This is a genomic window from Paracoccaceae bacterium (assembly GCA_019454225.1).
Lineage (GTDB): Bacteria > Pseudomonadota > Alphaproteobacteria > Rhodobacterales > Rhodobacteraceae.
In genome coordinates, this window is record CP075370.1 from 2321488 (window position 1) to 2345606 (window position 24119).

The 24119-nt window shown below is 70.8% G+C and carries 28 protein-coding genes; 20 read left to right on the forward strand and 8 right to left on the reverse strand.

The features are described 5' to 3' along the window. Positions 1-33: 33 nt before the first annotated feature. From KF887_10990 to KF887_11005, 4 genes are all read left to right on the forward strand, one after another. Complete coding sequence (locus KF887_10990; protein ID QYK39989.1) at positions 34-468, forward strand: response regulator; 435 nt, start codon at positions 34-36, stop codon at positions 466-468. Next, the gene (locus tag KF887_10995) at positions 465-728 is read left to right on the forward strand and encodes a hypothetical protein (GenBank protein QYK39990.1); all 264 of its coding nucleotides are present in this window, start codon (positions 465-467) and stop codon (positions 726-728) included. Before KF887_10990 ends, KF887_10995 begins: the two co-directional genes overlap by 4 nt. Positions 729-731: 3 nt before the next feature. After that, positions 732-3410: a sodium:solute symporter gene (locus KF887_11000; protein ID QYK39991.1), complete on the forward strand. Its 2679-nt coding sequence runs from the start codon at positions 732-734 to the stop codon at positions 3408-3410. A gap of 65 nt (positions 3411-3475) precedes the next feature. Further along, on the forward strand, positions 3476-4423 hold the full coding sequence (locus KF887_11005) for a FliM/FliN family flagellar motor switch protein (protein QYK39992.1): 948 nt from the start codon (positions 3476-3478) through the stop codon (positions 4421-4423). A 15-nt stretch (positions 4424-4438) separates the two neighbouring features. Here the strand turns inward: KF887_11005 and KF887_11010 are convergent, their stop codons facing one another. The 4 genes from KF887_11010 to KF887_11025 are packed head-to-tail and all read right to left on the reverse strand — an operon-like array spanning position 4439 to position 6645. Beyond that, a complete protein-coding gene (locus KF887_11010; protein QYK39993.1) occupies positions 4439-4867 on the reverse strand; it encodes a TIGR01244 family phosphatase in 429 nt (142 codons plus the stop codon). Positions 4868-4876: 9 nt separating this feature from the next. Continuing rightward, positions 4877-5317: a hypothetical protein gene (locus tag KF887_11015; protein ID QYK39994.1), complete on the reverse strand. Its 441-nt coding sequence runs from the start codon at positions 5315-5317 to the stop codon at positions 4877-4879. Position 5318: 1 nt separating this feature from the next. Continuing rightward, entirely contained in the window at positions 5319-5744 is a 426-nt protein-coding gene (locus KF887_11020) for a YeeE/YedE family protein (protein ID QYK43531.1), read from the reverse strand. 37 nt (positions 5745-5781) lie between these two features. After that, complete coding sequence (locus KF887_11025) at positions 5782-6645, reverse strand: MBL fold metallo-hydrolase (protein ID QYK39995.1); 864 nt, start codon at positions 6643-6645, stop codon at positions 5782-5784. A 170-nt stretch (positions 6646-6815) separates the two neighbouring features. Between KF887_11025 and KF887_11030 the strand changes: the two genes are divergently transcribed. The 3 genes from KF887_11030 (at position 6816) to KF887_11040 (ending at position 9260) form a co-directional block, all read left to right on the forward strand. Then, positions 6816-7145 carry a TraR/DksA family transcriptional regulator gene (locus KF887_11030; protein ID QYK39996.1) on the forward strand — a complete coding sequence of 110 codons (330 nt, stop codon included), beginning with the start codon at positions 6816-6818 and terminating at the stop codon, positions 7143-7145. Continuing rightward, positions 7142-7354, forward strand: coding sequence for a hypothetical protein (locus KF887_11035; protein ID QYK39997.1), 213 nt, complete (start codon positions 7142-7144; stop codon positions 7352-7354). The genes KF887_11030 and KF887_11035 overlap by 4 nt, the downstream gene beginning before the upstream one ends. A 76-nt stretch (positions 7355-7430) precedes the next feature. Further along, a complete protein-coding gene (locus tag KF887_11040) occupies positions 7431-9260 on the forward strand; it encodes an enoyl-CoA hydratase/isomerase family protein (GenBank protein QYK39998.1) in 1830 nt (609 codons plus the stop codon). Between the two features lie 6 nt (positions 9261-9266). On the opposite strand, the gene KF887_11045 is transcribed toward KF887_11040, so the two are convergent. Next, positions 9267-9482: a hypothetical protein gene (locus KF887_11045; GenBank protein ID QYK39999.1), complete on the reverse strand. Its 216-nt coding sequence runs from the start codon at positions 9480-9482 to the stop codon at positions 9267-9269. Between the two features lie 77 nt (positions 9483-9559). Here KF887_11045 and KF887_11050 point away from each other — a divergent pair, with 77 nt between their 5' ends. After that, on the forward strand, positions 9560-10150 hold the full coding sequence (locus tag KF887_11050; protein QYK40000.1) for a malonic semialdehyde reductase: 591 nt from the start codon (positions 9560-9562) through the stop codon (positions 10148-10150). A gap of 72 nt (positions 10151-10222) precedes the next feature. After that, a complete protein-coding gene (locus KF887_11055; GenBank protein ID QYK40001.1) occupies positions 10223-10477 on the forward strand; it encodes a DUF2312 domain-containing protein in 255 nt (84 codons plus the stop codon). 33 nt (positions 10478-10510) lie between these two features. On the opposite strand, the gene KF887_11060 is transcribed toward KF887_11055, so the two are convergent. Then, a complete protein-coding gene (locus KF887_11060) occupies positions 10511-11383 on the reverse strand; it encodes a hypothetical protein (protein ID QYK40002.1) in 873 nt (290 codons plus the stop codon). 8 nt (positions 11384-11391) lie between these two features. On the opposite strand from KF887_11060, the gene KF887_11065 reads away from it, so the two are divergent. After that, entirely contained in the window at positions 11392-13140 is a 1749-nt protein-coding gene (locus KF887_11065; GenBank protein ID QYK40003.1) for an iron ABC transporter permease, read from the forward strand. On the opposite strand, the gene KF887_11070 is transcribed toward KF887_11065, so the two are convergent. Beyond that, positions 13137-14366, reverse strand: a complete 1230-nt coding sequence (locus KF887_11070; GenBank protein ID QYK40004.1) for a Na+/H+ antiporter NhaA — start codon at positions 14364-14366, stop codon at positions 13137-13139. The genes KF887_11065 and KF887_11070 overlap by 4 nt on opposite strands. Positions 14367-14547: 181 nt before the next feature. On the opposite strand from KF887_11070, the gene KF887_11075 reads away from it, so the two are divergent. The 3 genes from KF887_11075 (at position 14548) to rpsI (ending at position 16508) form a co-directional block, all read left to right on the forward strand. Next, positions 14548-15372, forward strand: a complete 825-nt coding sequence (locus KF887_11075; protein ID QYK40005.1) for an SseB family protein — start codon at positions 14548-14550, stop codon at positions 15370-15372. Positions 15373-15531: 159 nt separating this feature from the next. Beyond that, positions 15532-15996: a 50S ribosomal protein L13 gene (rplM, locus tag KF887_11080; protein ID QYK40006.1), complete on the forward strand. Its 465-nt coding sequence runs from the start codon at positions 15532-15534 to the stop codon at positions 15994-15996. 2 nt (positions 15997-15998) lie between these two features. Beyond that, a complete protein-coding gene (gene rpsI / locus KF887_11085; protein QYK40007.1) occupies positions 15999-16508 on the forward strand; it encodes a 30S ribosomal protein S9 in 510 nt (169 codons plus the stop codon). A gap of 277 nt (positions 16509-16785) precedes the next feature. On the opposite strand, the gene KF887_11090 is transcribed toward rpsI, so the two are convergent. Beyond that, on the reverse strand, positions 16786-16998 hold the full coding sequence (locus KF887_11090) for a DUF1127 domain-containing protein (protein QYK40008.1): 213 nt from the start codon (positions 16996-16998) through the stop codon (positions 16786-16788). Positions 16999-17096: 98 nt separating this feature from the next. On the opposite strand from KF887_11090, the gene KF887_11095 reads away from it, so the two are divergent. The 7 genes from KF887_11095 (at position 17097) to KF887_11125 (ending at position 24093) form a co-directional block, all read left to right on the forward strand. Beyond that, a complete protein-coding gene (locus KF887_11095) occupies positions 17097-18500 on the forward strand; it encodes a PLP-dependent aminotransferase family protein (protein ID QYK40009.1) in 1404 nt (467 codons plus the stop codon). A gap of 110 nt (positions 18501-18610) precedes the next feature. Further along, positions 18611-18874: a hypothetical protein gene (locus tag KF887_11100; protein ID QYK40010.1), complete on the forward strand. Its 264-nt coding sequence runs from the start codon at positions 18611-18613 to the stop codon at positions 18872-18874. Positions 18875-19030: 156 nt separating this feature from the next. Beyond that, positions 19031-19936 carry an ABC transporter permease gene (locus KF887_11105; protein ID QYK40011.1) on the forward strand — a complete coding sequence of 302 codons (906 nt, stop codon included), beginning with the start codon at positions 19031-19033 and terminating at the stop codon, positions 19934-19936. After that, positions 19936-20742, forward strand: a complete 807-nt coding sequence (locus tag KF887_11110) for an ABC transporter permease (GenBank protein ID QYK40012.1) — start codon at positions 19936-19938, stop codon at positions 20740-20742. The genes KF887_11105 and KF887_11110 overlap by 1 nt, the downstream gene beginning before the upstream one ends. 14 nt (positions 20743-20756) lie before the next feature. Then, positions 20757-21833 carry an ABC transporter ATP-binding protein gene (locus KF887_11115; protein QYK43532.1) on the forward strand — a complete coding sequence of 359 codons (1077 nt, stop codon included), beginning with the start codon at positions 20757-20759 and terminating at the stop codon, positions 21831-21833. Between the two features lie 97 nt (positions 21834-21930). Then, positions 21931-22848, forward strand: coding sequence for a DMT family transporter (locus KF887_11120; protein ID QYK40013.1), 918 nt, complete (start codon positions 21931-21933; stop codon positions 22846-22848). An 84-nt stretch (positions 22849-22932) separates the two neighbouring features. Beyond that, positions 22933-24093 (forward strand): hypothetical protein, encoded by a 1161-nt coding sequence (locus KF887_11125; protein QYK40014.1) that lies wholly within the window; start codon positions 22933-22935, stop codon positions 24091-24093. Positions 24094-24119: the final 26 nt, after the last annotated feature.

Below are 24119 nucleotides of genomic sequence, written 5' to 3' on the forward strand. Positions count from 1 at the left end.
ACCGGCGCGGGGAGGCGGCGGGTGGAGGGAGCGATGGGTGAACCTGGCATCGGGCATCCGGCGGCCGCGTCTTCCGGCGGCGGGTGCGACGCGCCCGGGCATGTGCTGGTCATCGAGGACGAGCCGAACATTGCCGAGGCGATGCGCTATCTGCTGCAGCGCGAGGGCTGGCGGGTGACGGTGGATGCCGGGGGCAGGGAAACGGCCGGGATGGTGCGCCAGCTGTCGCCCGACCTGCTGGTGCTGGACGTGATGCTGCCCGGGATCAGCGGTGTCGAGGTGCTGGCGGCGCTGCGGGCCGATCCGGCGACCGCCACGCTGCCGGTGCTGATGCTGACGGCGCGCAGCCAGGGCCGCGACCGGGCCGAGGCCGAGGCGGCGGGGGCCGACCTGTTCATGGCCAAGCCCTTTGCCAATGCCGCCTTCCTGGAGGCGGTGCGGGGCCTTGCGCGGGTGACGCGGGAATGACGGGCAAGCGGCCGCTGTTCCTGAATGCCGGGCACTATCGCCGCCGCCGCCTGCACGATGCGGCGCGGCTGCTGCCGGTGATCGGGATCTTCCTGTGCCTGCTGCCGATCCTCTGGGCGCCGGGCCAGACCGAGACACGCGACACCGCGCCCGACGGGATCTACCTGTTCGCGGTCTGGGCGGCGCTGGTTCTGGCGGCGGTGCTGCTGTCGCGGCGGCTGGCTGCGGACGAAGCGCGCGGGCGGGAGGGCGAGGACTAGGCCATGCCCTTCAACCTGCTTGTCCTCGCCTCGCTGGCCTATGTGGTGTTCCTGTTCCTCGTGGCCTTTCTGGTCGAGCGGCGGGCCGCCGAGGGGCGGGTGGGCTGGCTGCGCAGCCCGCTGGTCTATACGCTGTCGCTGTCGGTCTATTGCACAGCCTGGACGTTCTATGGCGCCGTCGGCTATGCGGCGCGGTCGGGGCTGGAGTTCCTGACGATCTATCTGGGGCCGACCATCGTGTTCGTCGGCTGGTGGTGGATTCTGCGCAAGCTGGTGCGGATCGGGCGGCGCGAGCGCGTCACCTCGATCGCCGACCTGATCTCCAGCCGCTACGGCAAGTCGAACCTGCTGGGCGTGATCGTGACGCTGCTCTGCGTGGTGGCGGCGACGCCCTACATCGCGCTGCAGTTGCAGTCGGTCACGCTGTCCTTCGGGGTGTTCGTGCAGGACGCGCCCGAGGGGTTCGGGGGCGAGGCGGGGACAACGGCGATCTGGGTCGCGGGGGGGCTGGCGCTGTTCACCATCCTGTTCGGCACCCGCAACCTCGATGCCAACGAACAGCATACCGGGGTGGTGACGGCCATCGCGGTCGAGGCGGTGGTCAAGCTTGTGGCGCTGCTGGCGGTGGGGGTGTTCGTCGTCTGGGGGTTGGCCGGGGGGCCCGCCGACGTGATCGCGCGGATCGACGCCAGCCGCATCGGCGACTGGGATCTGGACCCGTCGCGCTGGGCGGGGCTGCTGTTCTGCGCGGGGGCGGCGGTGATCTGCCTGCCGCGCATGTTCCAGGTGCTGGTGGTCGAGAATGCCGACGAGCGGCACCTGGCCACCGCAAGCTGGGCCTTTCCGCTGTACCTGTTCCTGATGAGCCTGTTCGTGGTGCCGATCGCCGTGGTCGGGCTGGAGCGGATGCCCGAGGGCGCCAACCCCGACATGTTCGTGCTGACACTGCCCCTGTCCGAGGGGCAGGGCGGGCTTGCCATGCTGGCCTTCCTCGGCGGGTTTTCCAGCGCCACCTCGATGGTGATCGTCGAGGCGATCGCGCTGGCCACGATGGTGTCGAACCATGTGGTGATGCCGCTGTGGCTGCGGTTCCAGCCGGGTGCGGCGGTGGCGGGCGACCTGCGGCGGCTGGTGCTGACGGCGCGGCGGCTGTCGATCGCGGCGGTTCTGGCGCTGGGCTATGCCTATTACCGGCTGTCGGGCGGGTCGGCGGCGCTGGCCGCCATCGGGCTGATCGCCTTTGTCGGCGTGGCGCAGATCCTGCCCGCGATGGTGGGGGGCATCTTCTGGCGCGGGGCCACGCGCGCGGGGGCGGCGGCGGGGCTGTCGATCGGCTTTGTCGTCTGGATGTACACGCTGTTCCTGCCGTCCTTCGGCCCCGATGCGGTGATCCCGGCCCGGGTCTTTGCCGAGGGCCCGTGGGGCCTTGGCTGGCTGCGGCCGCGCGCGCTGTTCGGGGTGACGGGCATGGACCCGCTGATCCATGCGCTGTTCTGGTCGCTGATCCTGAACGCGGCGGCCTTCCTGACAGTGTCGATCGCCACATTCCCCGGCCCGGTCGAACGGGTGCAGGGCGCGGCCTTCGTCAACGTGTTCGACGAGCGCGGCGGCCCCGAGGAATGGAGCCGGGGCGGCGCGGAGCCCGAGGCGCTGCTGGTGATGGCCCAGCGGATCCTCGGCGACGAGGCGGCACAGGCGCTGTTCGAGGGCGAGGCGCGGGCGCAGGGCAAGGCAGGCATGCTGCCGGACCCGACGCCGGCCTTCATCGCGGGGCTGGAGCGGCGGCTGGCGGGTTCCGTGGGCGCCGCGACCGCCCATGCGATGATCAGCCAGATCGCGGGGCGGGCGGCCGTGTCGGTCGAGGATCTGATGGCGGTGGCCAACGAGGCCGCGCAGATCATGGAGTATTCCGCCCGGCTGGAGGCGCGCGAGGTGGAGCTGACGCGCACCGCCCGGGCCCTGCGCGAGGCGAACGAGAAGCTGACGCAGCTGAGCGTGCAGAAGGATGCCTTCCTGAGCCAGATCAGCCACGAGCTGCGCACCCCGATGACCTCGATCCGGGCGTTTTCCGAGATCATGATGGAGGGCGACACGCCGCCTGAACTGTCGGCGAAATATGCGGGCATCATCCATGACGAGGCAAAGCGTCTGACCCGCCTGCTGGACGACCTGCTGGATCTGAGCGTGCTGGAGAACGGGACGGTGCAGCTGAACCTCGGGCTGGTCAGCCTGCGCAGCATGATCGACCGCGCCGTGACGGCCGCCGCCCATACCCGGCCCGAACGGCATTTCGTGATCCACCGCGACCCGGGGGCCGAGGATATCCACGTGCGCACCGATGGCGACCGGCTGACGCAGGTGTTCATCAACCTGATCTCGAACGCGCGGAAATACTGCGACGCGGCGGCGCCGGAGCTGCGCATCAACGTGCGGCAGCGCGCGGGCCGGGTGACGGTGGACGTGATCGACAACGGATCGGGGATTCCGGCCGACAAGCAGGGCCTGATCTTCGAGAAGTTCGCGCGGCTGACCGACCAGACCCGCGCCGGGGGGGCGGGTCTGGGACTGGCGATCTGCCGCGAGGTGATGGCGAATCTGGGCGGCACCATCGGCTATCTTCCGGGGCAGGGGGGGGCCGCGTTCCGGGTGACGCTGCCGCTGCGGCTGGAGAAGGCTGCGTGACCTGCGGCGCTTAACGCTTTGGCAAGCCCGGCGTGTCTAGCCTGCGGGCAGGCACGGAGGGCGGCGTGAACGGGATCAGGCGCAAGATCGGGGCATCGGCCCCCCCGGCCGCCGCGGGCCGCGGGGCCGAGGCGCAGTGGCCGCTGGCGCTGGCGCGGGCGGCGCAGGGGGCGGGCGGGCTCGACCTTGTGGCGGGCGATCCGCGCGGTGGCGTTGCCAGCCTGGCCGAGGTGCTGGATCTGCTGCCCGAGCGGGGGCTGATCATGGTGCTGCAGGGGCCGGGCGGGGCAACCGGCATCATGGCGCTGGACCCCGCCGTTCTGGCGGCGCTGGTCGAACGGCAGACGCTGGGCCGCGTGACGGCGCGTGCGGTCGCGCCGCGCCGGCCGACGCGCACCGATGCGGCGATTGCCGCCGGTCTGGTCGATGGCGCGCTCGCCGCGCTGGACGCGGCGCTGGAGGAGGACGGTGATCGGGTATGGGCGGCGGGCTTCCGCAGTTCCGTGCATCTGGAGGATGCGCGGCCGCTGGGCCTGCTGCTGGAGGATGCGTCCTTCCGTCTGCTGCGGGTCGAGGCGAGCCTCGGCGGCGGCGCCAAGTCCGGCGCCGTGGTTCTGGCGCTGCCGGCGGCGGGACGGGGCAGCGCGCCGCCGCCGCGCAGCGCGGCCGGGGATGCGGCGGCGGCGATGGTGTTCCGCGCCGCGCTGGCCGAACAGGTGATGGGCGCGGGTGCCACGCTGGAGGCGGTGATCGCCCGCGTGACGCTGCCCCTGTCTCAGGTGATGGCGCTGGCGCCGGGCGAGGTGCTGCGCCTTGGCGCCGCCGCAATCGACCGGATCGACCTGGAGGGGCCCGACGGGCTGCGCGTCGCGGGCGGGCGGATGGGCCAGACCCGGGGCATGCGCGCGCTGCGCATCCAGCCCGAGAGCCCGGCCGCGGCGCGGGGCCAGGGCTCGCTGGCACCGGGCATCGCGACGGCGGAGGAGGCGGTGCGGCGCACCGGGACGGGCTAGGTCCGACGGGGCCGTTCAGGCCCCGGCGGCCAGCGCGTCGATCTGGGCGCGCAGCCCTTCCAACTGGTAGCCGTGGCGGGCGGGCAGGCCGATCAGGTCGTCGGTCGGCAGCTTGCCCGCATGGGCCAGCGCCCAGACGATGGACGACCGGTTGCCGCTGGCGCAATAGGCCAGCACCGGGCCGGACGCGGCGGCGATGGCCGCGGCCTGGGCGGTGACATTGGCCATGGTCAGCGCGCCACCGATCACCGGATTGGCCACGAAGGTCAGCCCCGCCGCCTCGGCCGCCGCGCGCATCGCGGCGGTGTGCCAGTCGGGCGGGATCTCGCCGTCGGGGCGGTTGTCGATGACCGTGGTGAAGCCCTGCGCGGCAATCGCGGGAAGGTCTTCGGGGGCGATCTGGGGCGAGACGGCATAGTCGGGCGTGATCTGGCGGATGTCCATCGGGCTCTCTCAGGTGGGCGTTGCGGCCAGCCGGTCGACGCGCAGCCGCACCGCAGGCGCGGCCACCATACCGGCCAGCATCGCCGCAAGGAAGACCAGCCCGCCGGTTCCGCCCCAGGTGATCGAGGCCATCGCCGGGCCGGGACACAGCCCCGCCAGGCCCCAGCCCAGGCCGAACAGCGTCGAACCGAGGACGAGGTTGTGGCCCAGCCGCGGGTCGGGGGGCGCGGGCAGGGCACTGCCCAGCACCGATGCGCTGCGCCGGGCGGCGATGCGCCAGGCCACGAACATCGGGACGATGGCGCCGCCCAGCACGAAGGCGAGGGTCGGATCCCAGTTGCCGAAGACGTCGAGCCAGCCCTGCACGCGCCGCGTGTCGGTCATGCCCGAGATCAGCAGGCCGAGGCCGAAAAGGCCGCCGGACAGGGCCGCGAACAGCATCCGTGCCATGTCAGATCACCCCCAGCAGATGCCGCGCCACCAGAACGGCGATGCCACCGCCGAGCAGGTAGAAGACGGTCGCCACGATCCCGCGCAGCGACAGGCGCGAGATGCCGCAGACCCCGTGTCCCGAGGTGCAGCCGTTCGCAATCCGCGTGCCGACGCCGACCGCCAGCCCCGCCACCACCAGCACCGCGAGGTTCGGGGTGACGTGGGTGTCGGCGCCGCCAGCGGCCAGCACCGCCAGGCCCGGCACCGCCACGAGCGCACCGAGGAACGCCAGCCGTTCCGCGGCGCTGCCGCGCCCGGTGCCGTCGACGAGGCCGCCCACCAGCCCCGAGGCCCCCATGATGCGGCCGTTGAACAGCAGGAAGACGGCCGCCGCGAGGCCGATGATCAGGCCCCCGGCGAGCCCCCAGGCCCATTCGGGCCGGATCAGGTCGAACATGTCGTGACTCCTCGGACAGGGTGCATCAGATGCCGTTCACCGGCACCTTCAGATAGCTGACGCCATTGTCCTCGGGCTCCGGCATCTGGCCTGCGCGCATGTTGACCTGCAGCGAGGGGATGATCAGCCGGGGCATCGCCAGCGTCGCGTCGCGGGCCCGCCGCATCGCCACGAAGTCATCCTTGGACCGGCCCGCGCCGACATGCTTGTTCTGGCGCTTCTGGTCGCCCACCGTGGTTTCCCAGGCATAGTCGTCGCGGCCCTCGGCCTTGTAGTCATGGCCGACGAAGATGCGTGTCTGCTCGGGCAGGGACAGGATCTTCTGGATCGAGTCCCACATCGCCTCGGCCGAGCCGCCGGGAAAGTCGCAGCGCGCGGTGCCAAAATCGGGCATGAACAGCGTGTCGCCCACGAAGGCCGCATCGCCGATCACATAGGTCAGGCAGGCGGGCGTGTGGCCGGGGGTGTGCAGCACGTCGGCGCGCATCTGGCCGATCATGACGCTGTCGCCTTCCTTGAACAGCCGGTCGAACTGCGATCCGTCACGCTGGAACCGGGTGCCTTCGTTGAAGATCTTGCCGAAGGTGTCCTGCACCACGGTGATGCGGTCGCCGATGCCGATCTTGCCGCCCAGCCGTTCCTGGATGTAGGGCGCGGCCGAGAGGTGGTCGGCATGGACATGGGTTTCGAGGATCCACTGCAGATCCAGCCCCTCGGTGCGGATGAAGTCGATCACCGCGTCGGCCGACCGGGTATCGGTGCGGCCCGAGGCGTAGTCGAAGTCGAGCACCGAATCGACCACGGCGCAGGCACGCCCCTGCGGTTCGCGGATGAGATAGGTGAGGGTGTTGGTGGCTTCGTCGAAGAAGGCGTGGACGGTGGGTGTCATGGCGGCCTCGTGGGATTCCGGTTGCGGGCATCATATGGGCAGAGGCTATCATATTTCAAGAATTGAATGTGTGCGTCCCGCGCCTGCGTCGGATCCGCGCGGTTGACCTGAGTCAATGCAGGGGCCCAGTCTGGGCGCCACCCTGCCAAAGGGCAAGACGGGAGGAGCGCATGGCCGAGATGACCGTTCACAAGGCGACGATGGAGGCTCGCCTGGCCGAGCTTTCGTCGCGGCTGCAGGACATCGAGACCGAGCTTGACAGCCATCATGACCCCGACTGGGAAGATCTGGCGACGCAGCGCGAGGGGGACGAGGTGCTGGAGGGGCTGGGCGTGTCGGGGCAGGCCGAGATGCGGGCGATCCGCGCCGCGCTGGCGCGCATCGAGGCCGGTGACTATGGCCTGTGTGCCCGCTGCGGCGAGGCGATCGAGGCGCGACGGCTGGAGATTCTGCCCTGGGTGGCGCTGTGCCGGGACTGCGCAGGCGGGAGGCAGGCATGAAGGTGGCACGCGACGGACTGGTGATACTGGCCGATGACGGGGGCGCACTGGACGCGCGGCTGCGCGAGCCGCCGCCCGTTCCGCCCGATCACGGGCTGGCGCCGCTGCTGGCCGAGATGCGGGCGCTGTTCCGGCTGGTGCCGGGGATGCCGAACGTGACCGTGGCCCCCGAGGCCGATGAGAGCGATTTCGACAACATGCCGGTATGATGCCATCCCGGGATTGCCAAGGGGCGGGTCCCGGGCCTTAATGGCGCCGGACAAAAACCCGCGCAGGGGCAAGGGGATGGATGACGGGGGCGAGGGCGGCAAACGCCCGGCGGTGCGCAGCGACCGCGCCGGTGCGGTGATGGTCATCACCATCGACGCCCCGCCGGTCAATGCGCTGGGCCATGCGGTGCGCGCGGGGCTCTGGCAGGAGGTCGGGGCTGCGGCAGGCGATGCCGCCGTCCGCGCGATCGTGATCCGGGCCGAGGGCCGCACCTTTCCCGCCGGGGCCGACATTGCCGAGTTCGGCAAGACCCCGGTTCCGCCCCTGCTGCCCGAGGTGCTGGATCTGATTGAAGGCTGCGCGAAACCCGTGGTCGCGGCGATCCACGGGCAGGCGCTGGGGGGCGGTCTGGAACTGGCCCTGGCTGCGCATGCCCGGGTGGCGGCGGACAGCGCGCGGCTGGGCCTGCCCGAGGTCAGTCTGGGCATCCTGCCGGGGGCGGGCGGCACGCAGCGCCTGCCGCGCCTGATCGGGGCCGAACAGGCGCTGCGGCTGATGCTGAGCGGCCGTCCCGTGCCGGCGGCCGAGGCGCTGGCCCTCGGGATGCTGGACCGGGTGGTCGAGGGCGATCCGGCGGCCGCGGCGGTCGAGATGGCGGCGGCGCTGGAGGCGCCGCGCCCCACGCGCGAGCGACGCGACGGGATGCGCGACGGCCGGGCCTATGTGGCCGCCGTGGCCGCCGCCCGCGCGCAGGCCGGGGCCCAGGCCCTGCCCGCGCCGCCGCGCATCGTCGATTGCGTCGAGGCGGCGCTGTTGCTGCCGTTCGAGCAGGGCATGGCGTTCGAGCGTGCGGCCTTTGTCGACCTGGTCGATTCGCCCGAGGCGCGGGCGCTGCGCGCGGCCTTCTTCGCCGAACGCCGCGCCGCCCGGATGCCCGGTGCCGAGGCGCGGGCACGGCCGGTGCGGGCGGTGCTGGTGATCGGGGCGGGCGAGGCGGGCGCCGATGTGGCGCGCGCCCTGCTGGCCGCAGGGTTGCGGGTGACGCTGGCCGATGCCGACAGGCCCGCGCTGGTGGCGGGGCTGGAGCGGATCGCGGCCACGCAGGAGGCCGCCGTGGCGGCGGGCCGTCTGGCCCCGGACGCGCGCGAGGCGGACTGGGCGCGCCTGGCCCCGGCGCTGGCGGATGGTCCGCCCGATCCCGATGCGCCGCCGCCCGACATGGTGGTGCTGGCCGACGGATTTGCCGCCCCCGGCGTCGAGATGCCGCCGATCGGCCGGACGCGCGCCGACGGGGCGCCGGTGGTGACGCTGGGCCGTTACGGGCGCAGCGGCGCGCAGGGCGTCGGGCTGGTGCTGCCGCCGGGGCGGCGGCTGGCCGAACTGCTGGTCGGCGCGGCCACGGCGCCCGAGACAGTGGCCACGGTTCTGGCGGTGCTGAAGCGGATCGACCGGCTGCCGGTTCAGGCTGGCGGGCGCGGCATCATCGGGCCGCTGACCGGGGCGCTGTCGGCGGCGGCACGGCACATGGCGGCGCGGGCGGGCGCGGGGGCCGTGGCGCGGGTGCTGCAGGGATGGAACCTTGGCGTGGCAGGGATCGCGGGCGATGCGCCGCCCCCCGCCGGGCTGGCCGACCGCCTGATCGCGGCGATGGCCAATGCCGGGTTCCGCCTGCTGGGCGAGGGCGCAGCGCAGCGCCCGTCCGACATCGACGTGGCGATGGTGGCCGGGCTGGGCTGGCCGCGCCATGTGGCGCCGCCCATGCTCTGGGCCGAGGAGCGCGGGCTGATCGTGCTGCGGGCCGATCTGGCGCGATGGGGGCAGGAGGCGCCCGACATATGGGCGCCCGCCCCGATGGTGCAGCAACTGGTCCAGAACGACATCCGCATGGCCGCGCTGAACGACTGAGGCGCCTCAGCCCAGCAGGATGCCTGCGACCACGCACATCAGCCCCAGCGCCGACACGCCCAGAGCGGCCATGTTCAGCACGACGACCCGTTGCAGCACCGCGCGCAGGGCATCGTCGGGCAGGCCCGCGCGGCGCGCGCGGGTCACGGTGACCACGCACCAGACCAGCCCCGCCACACCCGCCAGCGCCACTGCCGCGCCGATCCACACCAGCCATTCCATCGCCGCACCCCGCTTGCGCCCCGGTCGCTCCGGCCCTAACCCGGGGGGCGGGCGCAGGCAAGCGGCGGGGGATCGGCATGGCGGTGGACGAGGCGGCGCTGGAGACGATCTTTGCCGCGCATACCGCGCATGGCTGGCAGGACCGGCCGGTGCCGGAAAGCCTGCTGCGGCGGATGGTCGACCTGGCCGGGATGGGCCCCACCGCCTTCAACCAGCAGCCGTTGCGGGTGATCCTGGTGACCTCGGCCGAGGGCAAGGCGCGGCTGGCACCCGCCATGTCGCGCGGCAACCGCGACAAGACGATGGCGGCCCCGGTGACGGCGATCCTGTGCCGCGACCTGGGATTCTGGCGCAACCTGCCGGACCTGTGGCCGGCGCAGGATGTGCGGGGCTTCTATGACGGCAGGCCCGAGGCGGCGCTGGCCAGTGCGACGCGCAACGCCACGCTTCAGGCCGGATACCTGGTCCTGGCGGCGCGCGCGCTGGGGCTGGGGGCGGGGCCGATGTCGGGTTTCGATGCGGCTGCGGTGACGGCGGCGTTTCTGGATGGGCCCGACCGGGCCGAGTGGCAGGTGGATTTCCTGATGAACATCGGCTTTGCCGATCCGGCGGCGAATCGCCCCCGTCTGCCGCGGCTGGGGTTCGACCGCATCGCGCGGATGGCCTGATCGCCCGGGTTGAAGCGCCCGGCGCGCCGGGGTAGGACGCGGGGCCTGTTTCCCCCGCGAGAGGTTTGCCCCATGTCCGCATCGCCCGATGCCTACAACGTCACCGCCGACGAGCTGCGCCAGTTCATCGAACGCGCCGAACAGCTTGCGGCCGAGAAGCGCGACATCGCCGAACAGGAAAAGGAACTGTTCGCCGAGGCCAAGGGCCGGGGATACGACACGAAGGTGATGCGCAAGGTGATCGCCCTGCGCAAGCGCAAGCCCGACGAGGTGGCGGAGGAAGAGGAGATCCTCGAGGTCTACAAGGCCGCGCTTGGCATGGCCTGAGGCGGGGCCGGGCAGGGTGCCTGCCCGGTGCCATCAGGGCATCAGCACGGTCACCCCGCTCATGCCCATCAGGCGGCTCATGTCGCGGTCATAGGCGGCCGTCAGGTCGGCGATCGTGGCATCCGTCCAGCCGGGCAGTTCCACGTCGACCTCGACCGCCTCGGGCAGCGCATATTTGTCGAGGAAGGCCGACACCACCTTGCGGCGTTCGGCGGCATCGGCGGGGGGATGCGCGGCCAGCCAGGCCTGCATTCGCGACAATCCGTCGGGATGCATGATCGCGGCCAGCAGGTCGTCGGCATCCTCGAGCACGGTGGCCGGTCCGTGGCCCGACACGGCGGCCAGAACCTCGGGCCACAGCAGGGGCGTATCCTCGTCGCACCACAGCGTGACGGGCGCATCCGGGCAGGACTGCCGCAGCGCCGCCACAAGGTCGGACCAGCGCAGCTGCGCGGGGTCGGTGGCGGCCAGGAAATCCTCGACTGTCATGGCCTGCTGCTTGGCGGCGACGGCGGGCAGGAAGGTCGCGGGGTTGCGGACGGCCAGGTGGAATTCGCACTCGATTTCCGGAAACACCTGGGCAAAGGCGAACATGCGTTCCGCGGCGGCGGGATAGAACCGTTCGCGCACAGCACTTTGCGCATAGCCCATGAAGTTGTCCCAGGACAGGACCAGCCGTTCGGCGCGATCCTCGTCCATGATCTGGTCGAGCAGCAGCGCCTGGGTGTCGCGGCTTGCGGGCTGGCCGCGCAACTGCATCGCGGTATCGCGCAGCAGCGTTCGGTATCGCGCGGGCCCCGGAACCACGATCCCCTCGGCCGACAACGCGGCGCGGTTCTTCAGCAGGCAGCGCAGCAGACGTTCGTCGTCGGTGCAGTGGACGCCCAGGTGATAGACGATGCGCATGATGCCCCATGTCCCGTTACGCGGCGGATCATAGAGGGATTTCTGGACAGCGAAACCGCTTTCGGTTACGCCCCCGGACCGTGACCGACCAAAACGCTCAGGCATCGCCCCCGCGCATCACCCTGCGCCCGCCGCGCCCCGACCCCTGGTCGGTGGCGGCGCTGGTCGTGGCGCTCGTGGTGCTGGCGCCTGTGGTTGCCGTCGTGGTGCTGGCCTTCGCACCGACCGAGAACATCTGGCCGCATCTGGTGGCTCATGTCCTGCCGCGGCAGGGGGCGAACACCGCGCTGCTGATGGCCGGGGTGGGCGTGATGACAGCAGTGGCGGGCACCGGCACGGCCTGGCTGGTGGCGATGTACCGCTTTCCGGGGCGCGGCTGGCTGACCCATGCCCTGCTGTTCCCGCTGGCGATCCCGGCCTATGTCGGGGCCTATGCGGTGGTCGATTTCCTGGACTATTCGGGCTGGGTGCAATCCACACTGCGGCAGGTCGCGGGCTGGCAGAGTTCGCGCGACTACTGGTTCCCGGCGGTCCGCAGCGAGGGGATGGCGATCGTCGTGCTGTCGGCGGCGCTGTACCCCTATGTCTACCTGCTGGCCCGCGCCGCATTCCGCGAAGCCTCGGGCTGCACCTACGAGGTGGCGCGTGCCCTGGGCGCGGGGCCCTGGGGGCTGTTCTGGCGGGTGGGCCTGCCCATGGCGCGCCCGGCAGTGGCCACCGGCGTCGCGCTGGCGCTGATGGAGGTGGTGGCGGATTACGGGACGGTGGCGCATTTCGGGGTGCCGACGCTGACCAGCGGGATCTTCTCGGTCTGGCTGACGGGGGGCAATGCCGGCGGGGCGGCACAGATCGCACTGGTGCTGCTGGCCGTGGTGGCGGCGCTGATCGCGGTGGAACGCGCCGGGCGGCGGCGGGCGCGGTTCCACCGGCTCAGCCGGTCGTCGCGGCCCATCGTGGCGCAGCCGCTGGCGGGCTGGCGTGGCTGGGCCGCCTTTGCCGCCTGTGCGCTGCCGGTCGCGGTGGGTTTTCTGCTGCCGGTGGGGGTGATGCTGGGGCACGGGCTGCGCCACCCCGCCGCCTGGGTGGCGCCCGGGCTGGCCGGGGCGGCCTGGAACACCGTCGCGGTGGGCATGACGGCGGCCGCCCTGACGGTGGGGGCGGCACTGGTGATGACCTATGGCGTGCGCCTGTCGGGCCGCGCCCTGCCGCGCCGGCTGGCCCCGCTGACCACCCTTGGCTATGCCGCGCCGGGGGCGGTGCTGGCGGTGGGTATCCTGGTGCCGCTGGCGGCGCTTGATCACCGGCTGGCCGATCTGGTTCTGGCGGTCACCGGATACGACCCCGGGCTGATGCTGACGGGCACGGCGGCGGCGCTGGTGCTGGCCTATGCGGTCCGGTTCTTTGCCATCGCGCAGGGCGCGGTCGATGCGGCCTTCGGCCGGGTCAAGCCGACGCTTCCGCTGGCCGCGCGGTCGCTGGGGCGCGGGCCGGGCGGGGCGCTGGCTGCGGTCTACCTGCCGCTGATGCGGGGCTCGGTCGGGGTGGCGCTGCTGATCGTCTTTGTCGACTGCGTCAAGGAACTGCCGGCGACGCTGCTGCTGCGGCCGTTCAACTGGAACACGCTGTCCACCCGGGTCTATGAACAGGCGAGCCTGGAGCGGCTGGGCGATGCGGCGCCCGCCGCGCTGATCGTGATGCTGGTCGGGCTGGCGGCGGTGGCCCTGCTGGCCCGCGCCACGCGCGAGTCTGCCGCCTAGTCGCCGCGCCGCGCGGCACGCAGGGCGACGATGGCCAGGGCAAGCACGGCGGCCGAGATCCACAGACCGGCGCGCGCCGCCTCGCGCACCGCACCGCCGGGAAGCGCGGGTTCCAGCAGCAGGGTTGCCCCGGTCACCGAGATCCCGCCGGCCAGGGCCACCGCCAGCAGGTCCCGCGGCTGCGCCACCTGCGGCAGCGCGGCAGGGTCCAGCCGCCGCACCACGGCCAGGCCCGCCGCGATCCCGGCGGGCTTGGCCAGCACGAGTGCCGCCAGTGCGGCGCCGGTCGCGGCCGCCGTCGCACCGGCGTCGACACCGCCATGTGTCAGCCCGAAGGCCAGCATCGCGGGCGGCAGCAGCGGCAGCGCCACCTGCGACACCCGGTTCAGCGGATCGGACAGGAAGGTTTCGGCGGCGGCGAACAGGCCGAAGGATTGCCGCGCATGGGGCATCGCGGGCAGGATGGGCAGGAAGCCCAGCGCGGGCGGCAGTCCCGCCAGCGCCACGCCCAGCCAGGACAGCGCGGCCAGGCCCGCCCAGGGCCACACGGCATCAAGCCTCGCGCGCATCCGCTCGGCCAGGTCGGGGTGGGCCAGGGGACGGGTCAGCGCCAGGTATCCCGCAAGGGCCGCGGCCGCGGGCAGGCCCAGCCACAGCGGACGCAACCCTGCGCCACCGGGCGCGGCCAGGCCGCCGACGACGGTGCCTATCACCAGCCCCGCGATTCCCATGAACAGCACCAGCTGAACCGCAGCCGACCGCGCGCCCAGGAACGTGCGCGCCACCAGCCAGGCCAGCAGGACCTCGCCCCCGATCGGCACCGCCCAGCCGGGCGTGCCCTCGGCCTCGGGCGCGGTTTCGGTCAGCCATGCCGCAGCCGCCCAGATCGCCGCCGCCACCGCCATGCCCGCCGCCGCCGCCAGCAGCGGCCCCCGCGCCTGCCGCCCGGCAAAGGCGCCGTTTTCACAGCGCACCGCCTCCCACCCTTCCTTGGCGAACAGGAACAGGACGGCGGCCATCACGATTTCCTCGACCACCTGCATCGGCGTGAAGGTGCGCGGAATGCTGTCGCGTCCCGGGATCAGCCATGCGGGCAGGTCGAACAGGCGCCACTCGACCGCGTCGTAATAGCTGCCCGGCACCAGCGTCGCGGCCAGCGTCGCCACCGCGGAACCGGCCAGAAAGGCCCAGGCGGCGCGCGTCAGATGTGGCGATACGGGGGTCACGGCGGGGCGCGGTCCTTCGGCTGGGTGTTTTCTGGTGGTAGTGCCGCGCGCGCGCTGCCGCAACGGTGCAGGGGCGCGGCGCGGCGCGGCTGTGTCGGGGGCGCATCGGACGCTGCGGGCTTGCCCGTGCCGGACAGCGGGGCTAGCTGGAGGCTGGACGCAGCGGCGAAAGGGGTGACGGATGGCCGGGGGCGAGACAGGGGCAGAGCCATCGCCGCTTGACCTGGCGCATGCCGCGATGGAGGCCGCGCCCGAGGATGACGCGGCCCGGCTGCGCTATTACGCGCGGCTGGCCGACAGTCTGCTGTGGCTGTGGCTTGCCGACGAGGCGGCTGGCGACACGCTGGCGCCGCGCGTGTTCCAGACCGGCGACGGGCCGGTCGTGCTGGCCTTCGACCGCGAGGAGCGGCTGGCCGAGGCTGCCGGGCAGGCCGTGCCCTATGCCGCGCTTCCCGGCCGTGTTGCGGTGCGCGCGCTGGCGGGCCTTGCCGATGACGCGGGGCATGGGGTGGCGCTGGGCATCAACCTCGGCGCCGGGGCGCCCGCCTACCTGATCCCGCCGGATGCGTTGCGCTGGCTGGCCGTGACGCTCGACCATGCGCCGCAGGAGCTGCAGGGGCGGCCGGTGTCGTTCCACCCGCCCGGCGCGCTGCCGCCGGTCCTTCTGGGGGCGCTGGACGAACGGCTGGCGCGCGCGGGGGCGCTGGCCCGCGCCGCGCATCTGGCGGGGGTGACCTATCACGACGGGCGCCGCGGGCATCTTCTGGCCTTCGCCGGGGTCAGCCCCGGTGCCGAGGCCGCGCTGGCCCGCGCGGTGGCCGAGGCTCTGGTGTTCTCGGGCCTCGAGGCGGGCGAGATCGACGTGGCCTTTCCGCCGCCCGGCGACCCGGCGCTGGCCGCGATCGCGCGGGCGGGGCTGCGCATCGACCTGCCCGCACCGCCCGCGCCTGCCGTCGCAGCACCGCCGCCACCACCCGGAACACAGGGGCCGCCGCGCCTGCGATAGGGCGACGAACATGGGGTATCTGATTACCTATTTTTCATACCCATGATTTTGAATGATAAAATCACATGACTGCCGCTTGACGCCGCATGCCGCATCGCAGATACACCGCCATCCGAGATTCCCGGGGGTCCTCCCCCGCCAGATGTCATGGGACAGACGATGAAAACCTTCACCGCGACGCCGGCGGATATCGACAAGAAGTGGATCCTGATTGATGCCGAGGGCATCGTTCTGGGCCGCCTCGCCACCATCGTGGCCAATATCCTGCGCGGCAAGAACAAGCCGACCTTCACGCCGCACATGGACATGGGCGACAACGTGATCGTCATCAATGCCGACAAGGTGCAGATGACCGGCAACAAGCGCGAGGACAAGCGCTACTACTGGCACACCGGCTATCCGGGCGGGATCAAGTTCCGCACCGCGCGGCAGGTGCTGGAAGGCAACCACCCCGAGCGTGTGGTGGTCAAGGCGGTCGAACGCATGATCACCCGCAACCGCCTGGGACGCCAGCAGATGACCAACCTGCGCGTCTATGCCGGGGCCGAGCATCCGCATGAAGCGCAGCAGCCGGTCGTGATGGACCTGCGGCCCCTGAACCCGAAGAACACCCGGAGCGCCTGATCATGGCTGACATCAAATCCCTCGACGATCTGAAATCGGCGGTGGCCGGGACGGCGGCGGCGGTGGCCGAGGCTCCGGTGGCGGCGCCCCGCACCCCCAAGCGCGACGCGCTGGGCCGCAGCTATGCGACCGGCAAGCGGAAGGACGCGGTGGCCCGCGTCTGGATCAAGCCGGGTTCCGGCAAGTTCGTGATCCGCAACAACAAGGGCGAGTTCATCGACTACTCGAAGTACTTCGCGCGCCCGGTGCTGCAGATGATCCTGCGCCAGCCGTTCTCGATCGCGGGCGTGGAAGGCCAGTTCGACGTGATGGCGACGGTTGCCGGCGGCGGGCTGTCGGGGCAGGCGGGGGCCGTGAAGCACGGCATCTCGAAGGCGCTGCAGCTTTATGAGCCGGCCCTGCGTCCGGCGCTGAAGGCCGCCGGATTCCTGACGCGCGACAGCCGCGTGGTCGAGCGGAAGAAATACGGCAAGGCCAAGGCCCGCCGGTCGTTCCAGTTCTCGAAGCGCTGATCCCGGCGGCGGGTGCGGGAACGCGCCCGGACGGAACATGGAAAGGCCCGCCCCGGAAGGGGCGGGCCTTTTGCGTTTCGGGGCGTCCCACGATGGGACGCGAAGCGGGATCAGCAAAATCAATGGGTTGACCTGCCCGTGTTCACCCTTTCTTAACCCCCGGCGCCGTTGCGGCGGCAGTGGCGGATGGTTCCCGCCGCCACGGAGTCCGCCCCCTGCCAAAGAAAAGGGGCCGGGAAAACCCGGCCCCAGGTCAGGGGAGCGGATGGCGGACGCGTCAGGGCTGCCAGAACGGCTTGTCGGCCTCGGCGGTGCGGGCCTCGGGCGTCAGGCCGATGTCGCGCAGCATGTGCGGGTCGAGCTGCGACAGGGCGCGGCGCGTGGCGCGGCGCTCCTCCCATCCGGCGACCACCTGTGCCACACGGAACAGCACGGCGGCCAGCGGCGGCATCGGGCGGGACTGGGCGGGGTGACGGGATGCGAGGATCATGGCGTGCTTCTTTCTGGCCAGATTTGTATTGATACAATAGACCGATTGGCCTATGGATGAACAATACAATATCCCGGGAAGAACGCCAGAGGAACATTGTGGCCGATACAAACTGGGCGAACAATCTGCAACAATACGACGGGCCGAAGTATCTGGCGCTGGCGCGGGCGCTGCGCGAGGCGATCCGCGACGGGCGGCTGGTGCCGGGGGCGCAACTGCCCACGGTGCGCGATCTGGCCTGGGAGCTGAAGGTCACGCCCGGCACGGTCAGCCGCGCCTACCAGATCGCGACGCAGGAGGGGCTGCTGGCCGCGACCGTGGGACGGGGCACCTTTGTCGCGGCGGCGGCGCCGCGCTTTGGGCCGACCGCATCGCTGGCGGTCGACCGCGACCCGGCGCGCGTGGCCGGAAAGGCCGACCTGCGGTCGCCGCGCCTGCCGGACGTGGGGCAGGGCGAGGCGATCGCCGCCGCCTTTGCCGGGCTTGCCGCGACGATGCGCGGCGACTGGCTGGACTATCCGTTCCAGCGCGGCGAGGCGCCGCTGCGCGAGGCGGTGGCGCAGTGGCTGGCAGACCGGCAGCTGGGCCCGGTGACGGGCGAGGATGTGGCGCTGGCAATGGGCGGGCAGAATGCCATCGTCATCGTGCTGGCCTGCGTGCTGCGCGGGGACCGGCCGCATGTCCTGATCGAGGATCTGGCCTATCCGGGGTTCCGCCATGCCGCGCGGGCGGCCCGGGCCGAGGTGGTGGGCATCGACCTTGACCAGCACGGGCTGCGCCCCGACGCGCTGGACGCGGCCTGCCGCCGCCACCCGGCGCAGGTGCTGTGCCTGACGCCCGAGGCGCAGAACCCGACCGGCGTGCAGATGCCCGCCGCGCGGCGCGACGAGATCGTGGCCGTGGCGCGGGCGCATGACCTGCAGATCATCGAGGATGACTGCTACACACCGGCGCAGGCCGACCTGCCCGCGATCCGGGCGCTGGCCCCGGAACGCACCTGGCATGTGGGCAGCCTGTCGAAGACCGTGTCGGCGGCGCTGCGCTTTGGCTGGGTGGCCTGCCCGCAGGGCATGGGCCATGCCGCGCGGCTGACGGCGCAGCATTCTTTCTTTGCGCTGGCCCGCCCGGTGTCGGACCTGTGCCTGTCGCTGTTCACCAGCGGCGAGGCGGCGCGGCTGCGGGCCGAGGTGGGGGCGGTCTTTGCCGACCAGCTGGAGGCGGTGGTCACGCGGCTGGGCAACCATGACCTGCAGTGGCAACAGGGCCTGCCCTTCGTCTGGCTGACGCTGCCCTCGGGGTGGCGGGCCTCGACCTTCACGCGGATGGCCGAGGCGGAGGGGGTGTTGCTGCGGTCGGCGGACGAGTTCGCGCTGATCGGGGGGCGGGCGCCGCATGCGGTGCGGCTGGCGCTGAACGGGCAGCTGACCCGGGACGCGACCGAGGCCGCCTGCGCCACGCTGGCGCGGCTGCTGCTGTCGCCGCCGGCCGAGCTTTCGGTCTGACGGCTGTTGCATCGCGGACTCAGCCCGCCGCGCATCCGGTCCGGGCCGCTTGACGCATCGGCAGGCACCGCACATCGTGGCCGGTATCGAGCAAAAAACGAGACCCGAAAATGGGATACCAGACAGGCTTTCACGCGCCGAACGGCGGCGCGAATTTCCTTGGCTATCGCCGCACCCGGGCGGGGGTGCTGGAAGTGGTGTTCGACGACGGCGTGAGCCGCCGGATGGTCTGGCGCGTCGACGAGGCGCATCGCGTCGACGAGGACCGGCTGGCCGACGCCCTGTCGGAGGCGGTGGGCGCGCTGCGGGTGGTGCCCGCGCTGATGGCCGAACTGAAGAAGCGCGCGATTCCCGTGGAACGCATCGGCGGCTGACCGGCTGCCTGTTTCGCGGGCGAATGCCCGTGCGGCGGGCGGGGCGGAGGTGATTTCGGTGGCGGGGCACCGGACCGGGGGCTTCCCACATGCCTGGGGATGTGCCAGAAAACCTGCAAGGGGCGCGTAAGTCGCCGGTCAGGGGACGGGGTGCGTATGGCAGAGACGTCGGGTTGGGCGCGGTTCCGGCGTTCCGAGGCGGCCAGCGGGCTGGCGATGATCGGCCTGCCGGGGTTCTATGTGATCCTGCTGCTGGCCATTCCGCTGGGCACGGTGCTGCTGGTCAGTTTCTTCACCGACGGGCGGACCGAGACCGGCCTGCGCACCGCGCTGCCGGTCCTGACGTTGCAGAACTACATCGACGTCTGGTCGAGCGAGATCTATCGCGCGCTGATGCTGCGGTCGCTGACCGTGTCGATGTCGGTGACGCTGATCACCGTGCTGCTGGCCTATCCCATCGCCTATTACGTCAGCTTCCACGTGCCGCAGTCGAAGAAGTCGCTGTGGCTGTTCCTGATCACCATCCCGTTCTGGACGAGCTATCTGATCCGGGTGTTCCTGTGGAAGGTGATCCTGGGCTACAACGGGGTGATCAATTCGGGCCTGATGTCGATCGGGATCATCGACGAGCCGCTGACCGTCATCAACTACAACGTGCAGGCGCTGGTGGTGACGCTGGCCCATGCCTATGCGCCCTTCGCCATCCTGCCGATCTTCGTCGCGCTGGAAAAGATCGACCGCAGCCTGCTGGAGGCGGGGCAGGACCTGGGCGAGTCGAAGTTCGTGACCTTCCTGCGGGTGACGCTGCCGCTGTCGATGGCGGGGGTGATCGCGGCGGTGATGATCGTGTTCATCCCGACGGTCGGTGACTATGTGACGCCCGACCTGATCGGCGGCGGGCGGCTGCCGATGATCGCCAACACCATCGAGACGCAGATGCTCAAGCTCAACAACCGGGCGCTGGGGTCGGCGCTGGCGGTCAGCGCGATGCTGATCGTGGCGGCGGTGACGATCCTGTTCCTGATCCTGAACCGGCGGTTCCTGCGCGGGGGGGGACGGTGATGCGCGCGACACCCCTGCTGAGCTATGCGATCCTCTATCTGGTCTTTCTCTATGCGCCGATCATCCTGCTGCCGCTGTTTGCCTTCAACGACAGCGTGGTGATCGCCTTCCCGCTGTCGGGCACCACGACGAGGTGGTTCGGGCAGATGTGGAACGACGTGCAGATGTTCAACGCGCTGCGCAACTCGCTGACCGTGTCGCTGTCGACCGCGACCATCGCCACCATCCTGGGCCTGTTCGCGGCCCGCGCCTCGACCCGGTTTGCCTTTCCCGGCAAGGGCGGGATCATGGGGCTGATCATGCTGCCGCTGGTGCTGCCCGAGATGATCCTGGCGATGTCGCTGCTGGTGGCGCTGCTGGCGATCGGGGTCAACCTGTCGATCCTGACGGTGATCGTGGGCCATGTGCTGATCTGCACGCCCTTTGCCGTGGCGATCCTGTCCTCGGCCTTCTCGTCGCTGGACAAGTCGCTGGAGGAGGCGGCCTATGACCTGGGCGAGACCCCTGCATCGACCTTCCGGCTGATCATCCTGCCGCTGGTGATGCCGGGCATCATCTCGTCCTTCCTGATCTGCTTCACGGTCAGCCTGGACGAATTCATCGTCGCCTACTTCCTGGCGGGCACCGAGCCGATGCTGTCGTCCTATATCTACGGGCAGTTCCGGTTCCCCGCGAACGTGCCGAAGGTGATGGCGCTGGGGACGATCCTTGTCCTGCTGTCCATCACGCTGCTGGCCATTGCCGAATATTTCCGCCGCCGCGGCATCGCCCGGTCGGGCGCCAAGGATACCGGAGGCTTCCTGTGAACGACAAACCCGTGATGATCGCGTTCCAGGACGTGCAGAAATACTATGGCGACTACCACGCGCTGCGGGGGATCACCGCCACGATCAAGGCCGGCGAGTTCTTTTCGCTGCTGGGTCCGTCGGGCTGCGGCAAGACCACGCTCTTGCGCACCATCGCGGGGTTCGAGGACATCAGTTCCGGCATGGTGATGATCGACGGCAAGAACATGGCCGGGGTGCCCGCCAACGTGCGGCCGACGAACATGGTGTTCCAGTCCTACGCCATCTTTCCGCATCTGAGCGTCGAGGAAAACGTGGGGTTCGGCCTGCGCCGCGATCCGATGTCGAAGGCCGAGAAGGCCCGCGCGGTGGACGAGGCGCTGGAGATGGTGGGCCTGAAGGGCTTCGGCAAGCGCGCGGCGCATGCCCTGTCGGGCGGCCAGCGGCAGCGCGTGGCGCTGGCCCGCGCGCTGATCCTGAAGCCCAAGGTGCTGCTGCTGGACGAGCCGCTGTCGGCGCTGGACAAGAAGATGCGCGAGCAGATGCAGATGGAGCTGATCCGCCTGCAGCGGCAGGTCGGGATCACCTTCATCCTGGTGACGCATGACCAGGAAGAGGCGCTGGTGATGTCGGACCGCATCGCCGTGATGTTCGAGGGCGAGATCGCGCAGCTTGCCGATCCCGAGACGCTGTATCGCCGCCCCAACAGCCGCAAGGTGGCCGATTTCATCGGCACGATGAACTTTCTGCCCGCACAGATCCTGTCCGAGTCGGGCGGCAAGGTCGAGGCCGAGGTGCAGGGATTCGGGCGGCTGGAGCTGGATGCCGATCAGTGCATGGGGCAGGGTGCCACCGGCGAGACCGCCATCGGTTTCCGCCCCGAGACGCTGACCATCCTGTTCGACGGCCAGACCGCGACCGACCGCGAAAGCTGGGCGACGGTCGAGGAGGTCGTCTATTACGGCGACATGACCTATTACGACGTGCGGCTGGACGGCACCGAAAAGGCGCTGCGCATCTCGATGCGGAACGTGTTCGGCCGCCCGGTGCTGGACATCGGCACGCGGGCGCGCGTCGCCTGGTCGCCGGGCGCGCTGGTGCTGTTCCGCTGACGCTGCCCGGGCGCGGGTCGCCCCCGGCTCGACTCTGCCGATCTGGCGGCTAAGGTGGCGCCGGGCGCGGATGCCGGGGTTGCAGGAAGGTCGGATCATGCAGGGGCAGACGGTTCACCGGCCGCTGGCGGCTGCGCTGTGGATGACCGGGTCGATCGCGTCGTTTTCGGCCATGGCGGTGGCCGGGCGGTCGGTTGCGGGCGTGCATGACACGTTCGAGATCATGACCTGGCGATCGGTGATCGGTTTCCTGGTGGTGGTGTCGGTGGCGCTTGCCCTGGGGCGCCTGACCGAGGTGCGGCGCGACCGGCTGGCCAGCCACCTGCTGCGCAACACCTTCCATTTCGCGGGACAGAACCTGTGGTTCTGGGCGCTGACGATGATTCCGCTGGCGCAGGTCTTTGCCCTGGAATTCACCTCGCCGGTCTGGGTGATCCTGCTGGCTGCGGTGTTTCTGGGCGAGCGGCTGACCGCCGCCAAGGCGCTGGCTGCCGCCCTGGGCTTTGCGGGCATCCTGGTGGTGGCGCAGCCGGATTTCGCGGCGCTGGATGCCGGCGTCGTGGCGGCGGCGGCCAGCGCGGTGTGCTTTGCCGCCACCGCGATCCTGACCAAGGCGCTGACGCGGGGCGAAAGCATCGTGTCGATCCTGTTCTGGCTGACGCTGATGCAACTGGGCCTTGGCCTGGTCGCGGCGGGCTGGGACGGCGATCTGGCGCTGCCCACGGCGGCGACCCTGCCCTGGCTGGCGCTGATCGGGGTCTGCGGGCTGGTGGCGCATTTCTGCCTGACCACCGCCTTGTCGCTGGCGCCCGCCAGCATCGTCGTGCCGGTGGATTTCGCCCGGCTGCCGGTGATCGCCGGGGTCGGCTGGCTGATCTATGACGAGCGCGTGGGCCTGAATGTCTGGCTCGGGGCGGCGCTGATCTGCGCTGCGATCCTTGTCAACCTGCGGGCGACCCGGGCGGCATCAGCGCAACAAGTTCCGCGTCACGAAACTGTGACGCCGCGTCAGTGATTGACCGCTTCGGAGGCCATGCCTAACGCTGTCACATCACGACGGCGGTCGATGCGCCGCGCGCAGTTTCGGGGAGGAGACGGCATGAAGAATCTGGTGGCGGGTGCTGCCCTGCTGGCTGTCACGGCCGGGGCCGCTTCGGCGGGCGGGATCGAGCGGACACGGCTGAGCTATGGCCTGCTGTTCGAGCAGGGCAACTACATGGAGTTCGGGTTCACGCATGTGGCGCCCAAGGTGTCGGGCGACTATGCCAGCCCGATGTTCGGCACCACCACGGGTGACATGGCGAACGACTTCACCACGCTGAGCTTCAGCTACAAGCGTGACCTGACGGATCGGCTGGCCCTGGGGTTCTACATCAACACGCCCTACGGCGCCGACGCGTTCTATGCGGCGGGCCTTTACAACGGGCTGAACGCCAAGTGGAAAAGCCGCCAGGTCGCGGCTCTGCTGAAGTATGAGGTGACGCCCTCGGTTTCGGTCTACGGCGGGCTGCGCTATGTGCGGTCTTCGGCGGCGATCAACATTCCCGACGCGCTGATCCGGGGCGGCCTTGCGGCGGCCGGGGCGCAGGGCAACGCGCAGGCGGCCGCGATCGCGGCCAATGCCCCCGCGGGCACGCTGGCCTATGACGCGAACGGCGATACCGACGGGCGCGTGGGTTTCGTGATCGGGGCGGCCTATGAGAAGCCCGAGATCGCGCTGCGCGTCGGCCTGACCTATGAAAGCGGCTTCGACCACAAGTTCGACACGGTCGAGAACCTGCCCGCGCTGTTCACCGGCTTTTCCTCGGTCACGACCGTGGAGATGCCGAAGTCGATCACGCTGGACTTCCAGTCGGGTGTCGCCAAGGACACGCTGGTGTTCGGTGCGATCCGCTGGTCGGAATGGTCGGTCTGGGAAGTGCGCCCGGCAGGCTACGACGGCATCTTCAACACCGACATCACCAGCTTCGACAACGACGTGATCACCTACCAGCTGGGTGTCGGACGGCGGCTGAACGAAAACTGGTCGGTGTTCGCCCGCGCCAGCTATGAAAAGGCCAACGGCGGCGTGGCGTCGCGCCTGTCGCCGACCGACGGTTCGCGCAGCATCGGCATCGGCGGCACCTATACCAAGGACAACATGAAGATCACCGCCGGGGTGGAATACATCAAGCTTGGCGATGCGATCGACGGGTCGAGCACGCGCTTTGCCGGAAATGATGCGGTCGGCTTCGGCCTTTCGGTCGGCTACCGGTTCTGAGAGCGGCCCTCAGGGCAGGACGATCG

Bases quoted from the DNA above. Each gene is read 5' to 3' on its own strand.
- KF887_10990 (QYK39989.1), top strand. From the start codon at position 34: ATGGGTGAACCTGGCATCGGGCATCCGGCGGCCGCGTCTTCCGGCGGC.
- KF887_10995 (QYK39990.1), top strand. From the start codon at position 465: ATGACGGGCAAGCGGCCGCTGTTCCTGAATGCCGGGCACTATCGCCGC.
- KF887_11000 (QYK39991.1), top strand. From the start codon at position 732: ATGCCCTTCAACCTGCTTGTCCTCGCCTCGCTGGCCTATGTGGTGTTC.
- KF887_11010 (QYK39993.1), bottom strand. From the start codon at position 4,867: ATGGACATCCGCCAGATCACGCCCGACTATGCCGTCTCGCCCCAGATC.
- KF887_11015 (QYK39994.1), bottom strand. From the start codon at position 5,317: ATGGCACGGATGCTGTTCGCGGCCCTGTCCGGCGGCCTTTTCGGCCTC.
- KF887_11025 (QYK39995.1), bottom strand. From the start codon at position 6,645: ATGACACCCACCGTCCACGCCTTCTTCGACGAAGCCACCAACACCCTC.
- KF887_11030 (QYK39996.1), top strand. From the start codon at position 6,816: ATGGCCGAGATGACCGTTCACAAGGCGACGATGGAGGCTCGCCTGGCC.
- KF887_11035 (QYK39997.1), top strand. From the start codon at position 7,142: ATGAAGGTGGCACGCGACGGACTGGTGATACTGGCCGATGACGGGGGC.
- KF887_11040 (QYK39998.1), top strand. From the start codon at position 7,431: ATGGATGACGGGGGCGAGGGCGGCAAACGCCCGGCGGTGCGCAGCGAC.
- KF887_11045 (QYK39999.1), bottom strand. From the start codon at position 9,482: ATGGAATGGCTGGTGTGGATCGGCGCGGCAGTGGCGCTGGCGGGTGTG.
- KF887_11050 (QYK40000.1), top strand. From the start codon at position 9,560: ATGGCGGTGGACGAGGCGGCGCTGGAGACGATCTTTGCCGCGCATACC.
- KF887_11055 (QYK40001.1), top strand. From the start codon at position 10,223: ATGTCCGCATCGCCCGATGCCTACAACGTCACCGCCGACGAGCTGCGC.
- KF887_11060 (QYK40002.1), bottom strand. From the start codon at position 11,383: ATGCGCATCGTCTATCACCTGGGCGTCCACTGCACCGACGACGAACGT.
- KF887_11065 (QYK40003.1), top strand. From the start codon at position 11,392: ATGTCCCGTTACGCGGCGGATCATAGAGGGATTTCTGGACAGCGAAAC.
- KF887_11075 (QYK40005.1), top strand. From the start codon at position 14,548: ATGGCCGGGGGCGAGACAGGGGCAGAGCCATCGCCGCTTGACCTGGCG.
- rplM (QYK40006.1), top strand. From the start codon at position 15,532: ATGAAAACCTTCACCGCGACGCCGGCGGATATCGACAAGAAGTGGATC.
- rpsI (QYK40007.1), top strand. From the start codon at position 15,999: ATGGCTGACATCAAATCCCTCGACGATCTGAAATCGGCGGTGGCCGGG.
- KF887_11090 (QYK40008.1), bottom strand. From the start codon at position 16,998: ATGATCCTCGCATCCCGTCACCCCGCCCAGTCCCGCCCGATGCCGCCG.
- KF887_11100 (QYK40010.1), top strand. From the start codon at position 18,611: ATGGGATACCAGACAGGCTTTCACGCGCCGAACGGCGGCGCGAATTTC.
- KF887_11105 (QYK40011.1), top strand. From the start codon at position 19,031: ATGGCAGAGACGTCGGGTTGGGCGCGGTTCCGGCGTTCCGAGGCGGCC.
- KF887_11110 (QYK40012.1), top strand. From the start codon at position 19,936: ATGCGCGCGACACCCCTGCTGAGCTATGCGATCCTCTATCTGGTCTTT.
- KF887_11115 (QYK43532.1), top strand. From the start codon at position 20,757: ATGATCGCGTTCCAGGACGTGCAGAAATACTATGGCGACTACCACGCG.
- KF887_11120 (QYK40013.1), top strand. From the start codon at position 21,931: ATGCAGGGGCAGACGGTTCACCGGCCGCTGGCGGCTGCGCTGTGGATG.
- KF887_11125 (QYK40014.1), top strand. From the start codon at position 22,933: ATGAAGAATCTGGTGGCGGGTGCTGCCCTGCTGGCTGTCACGGCCGGG.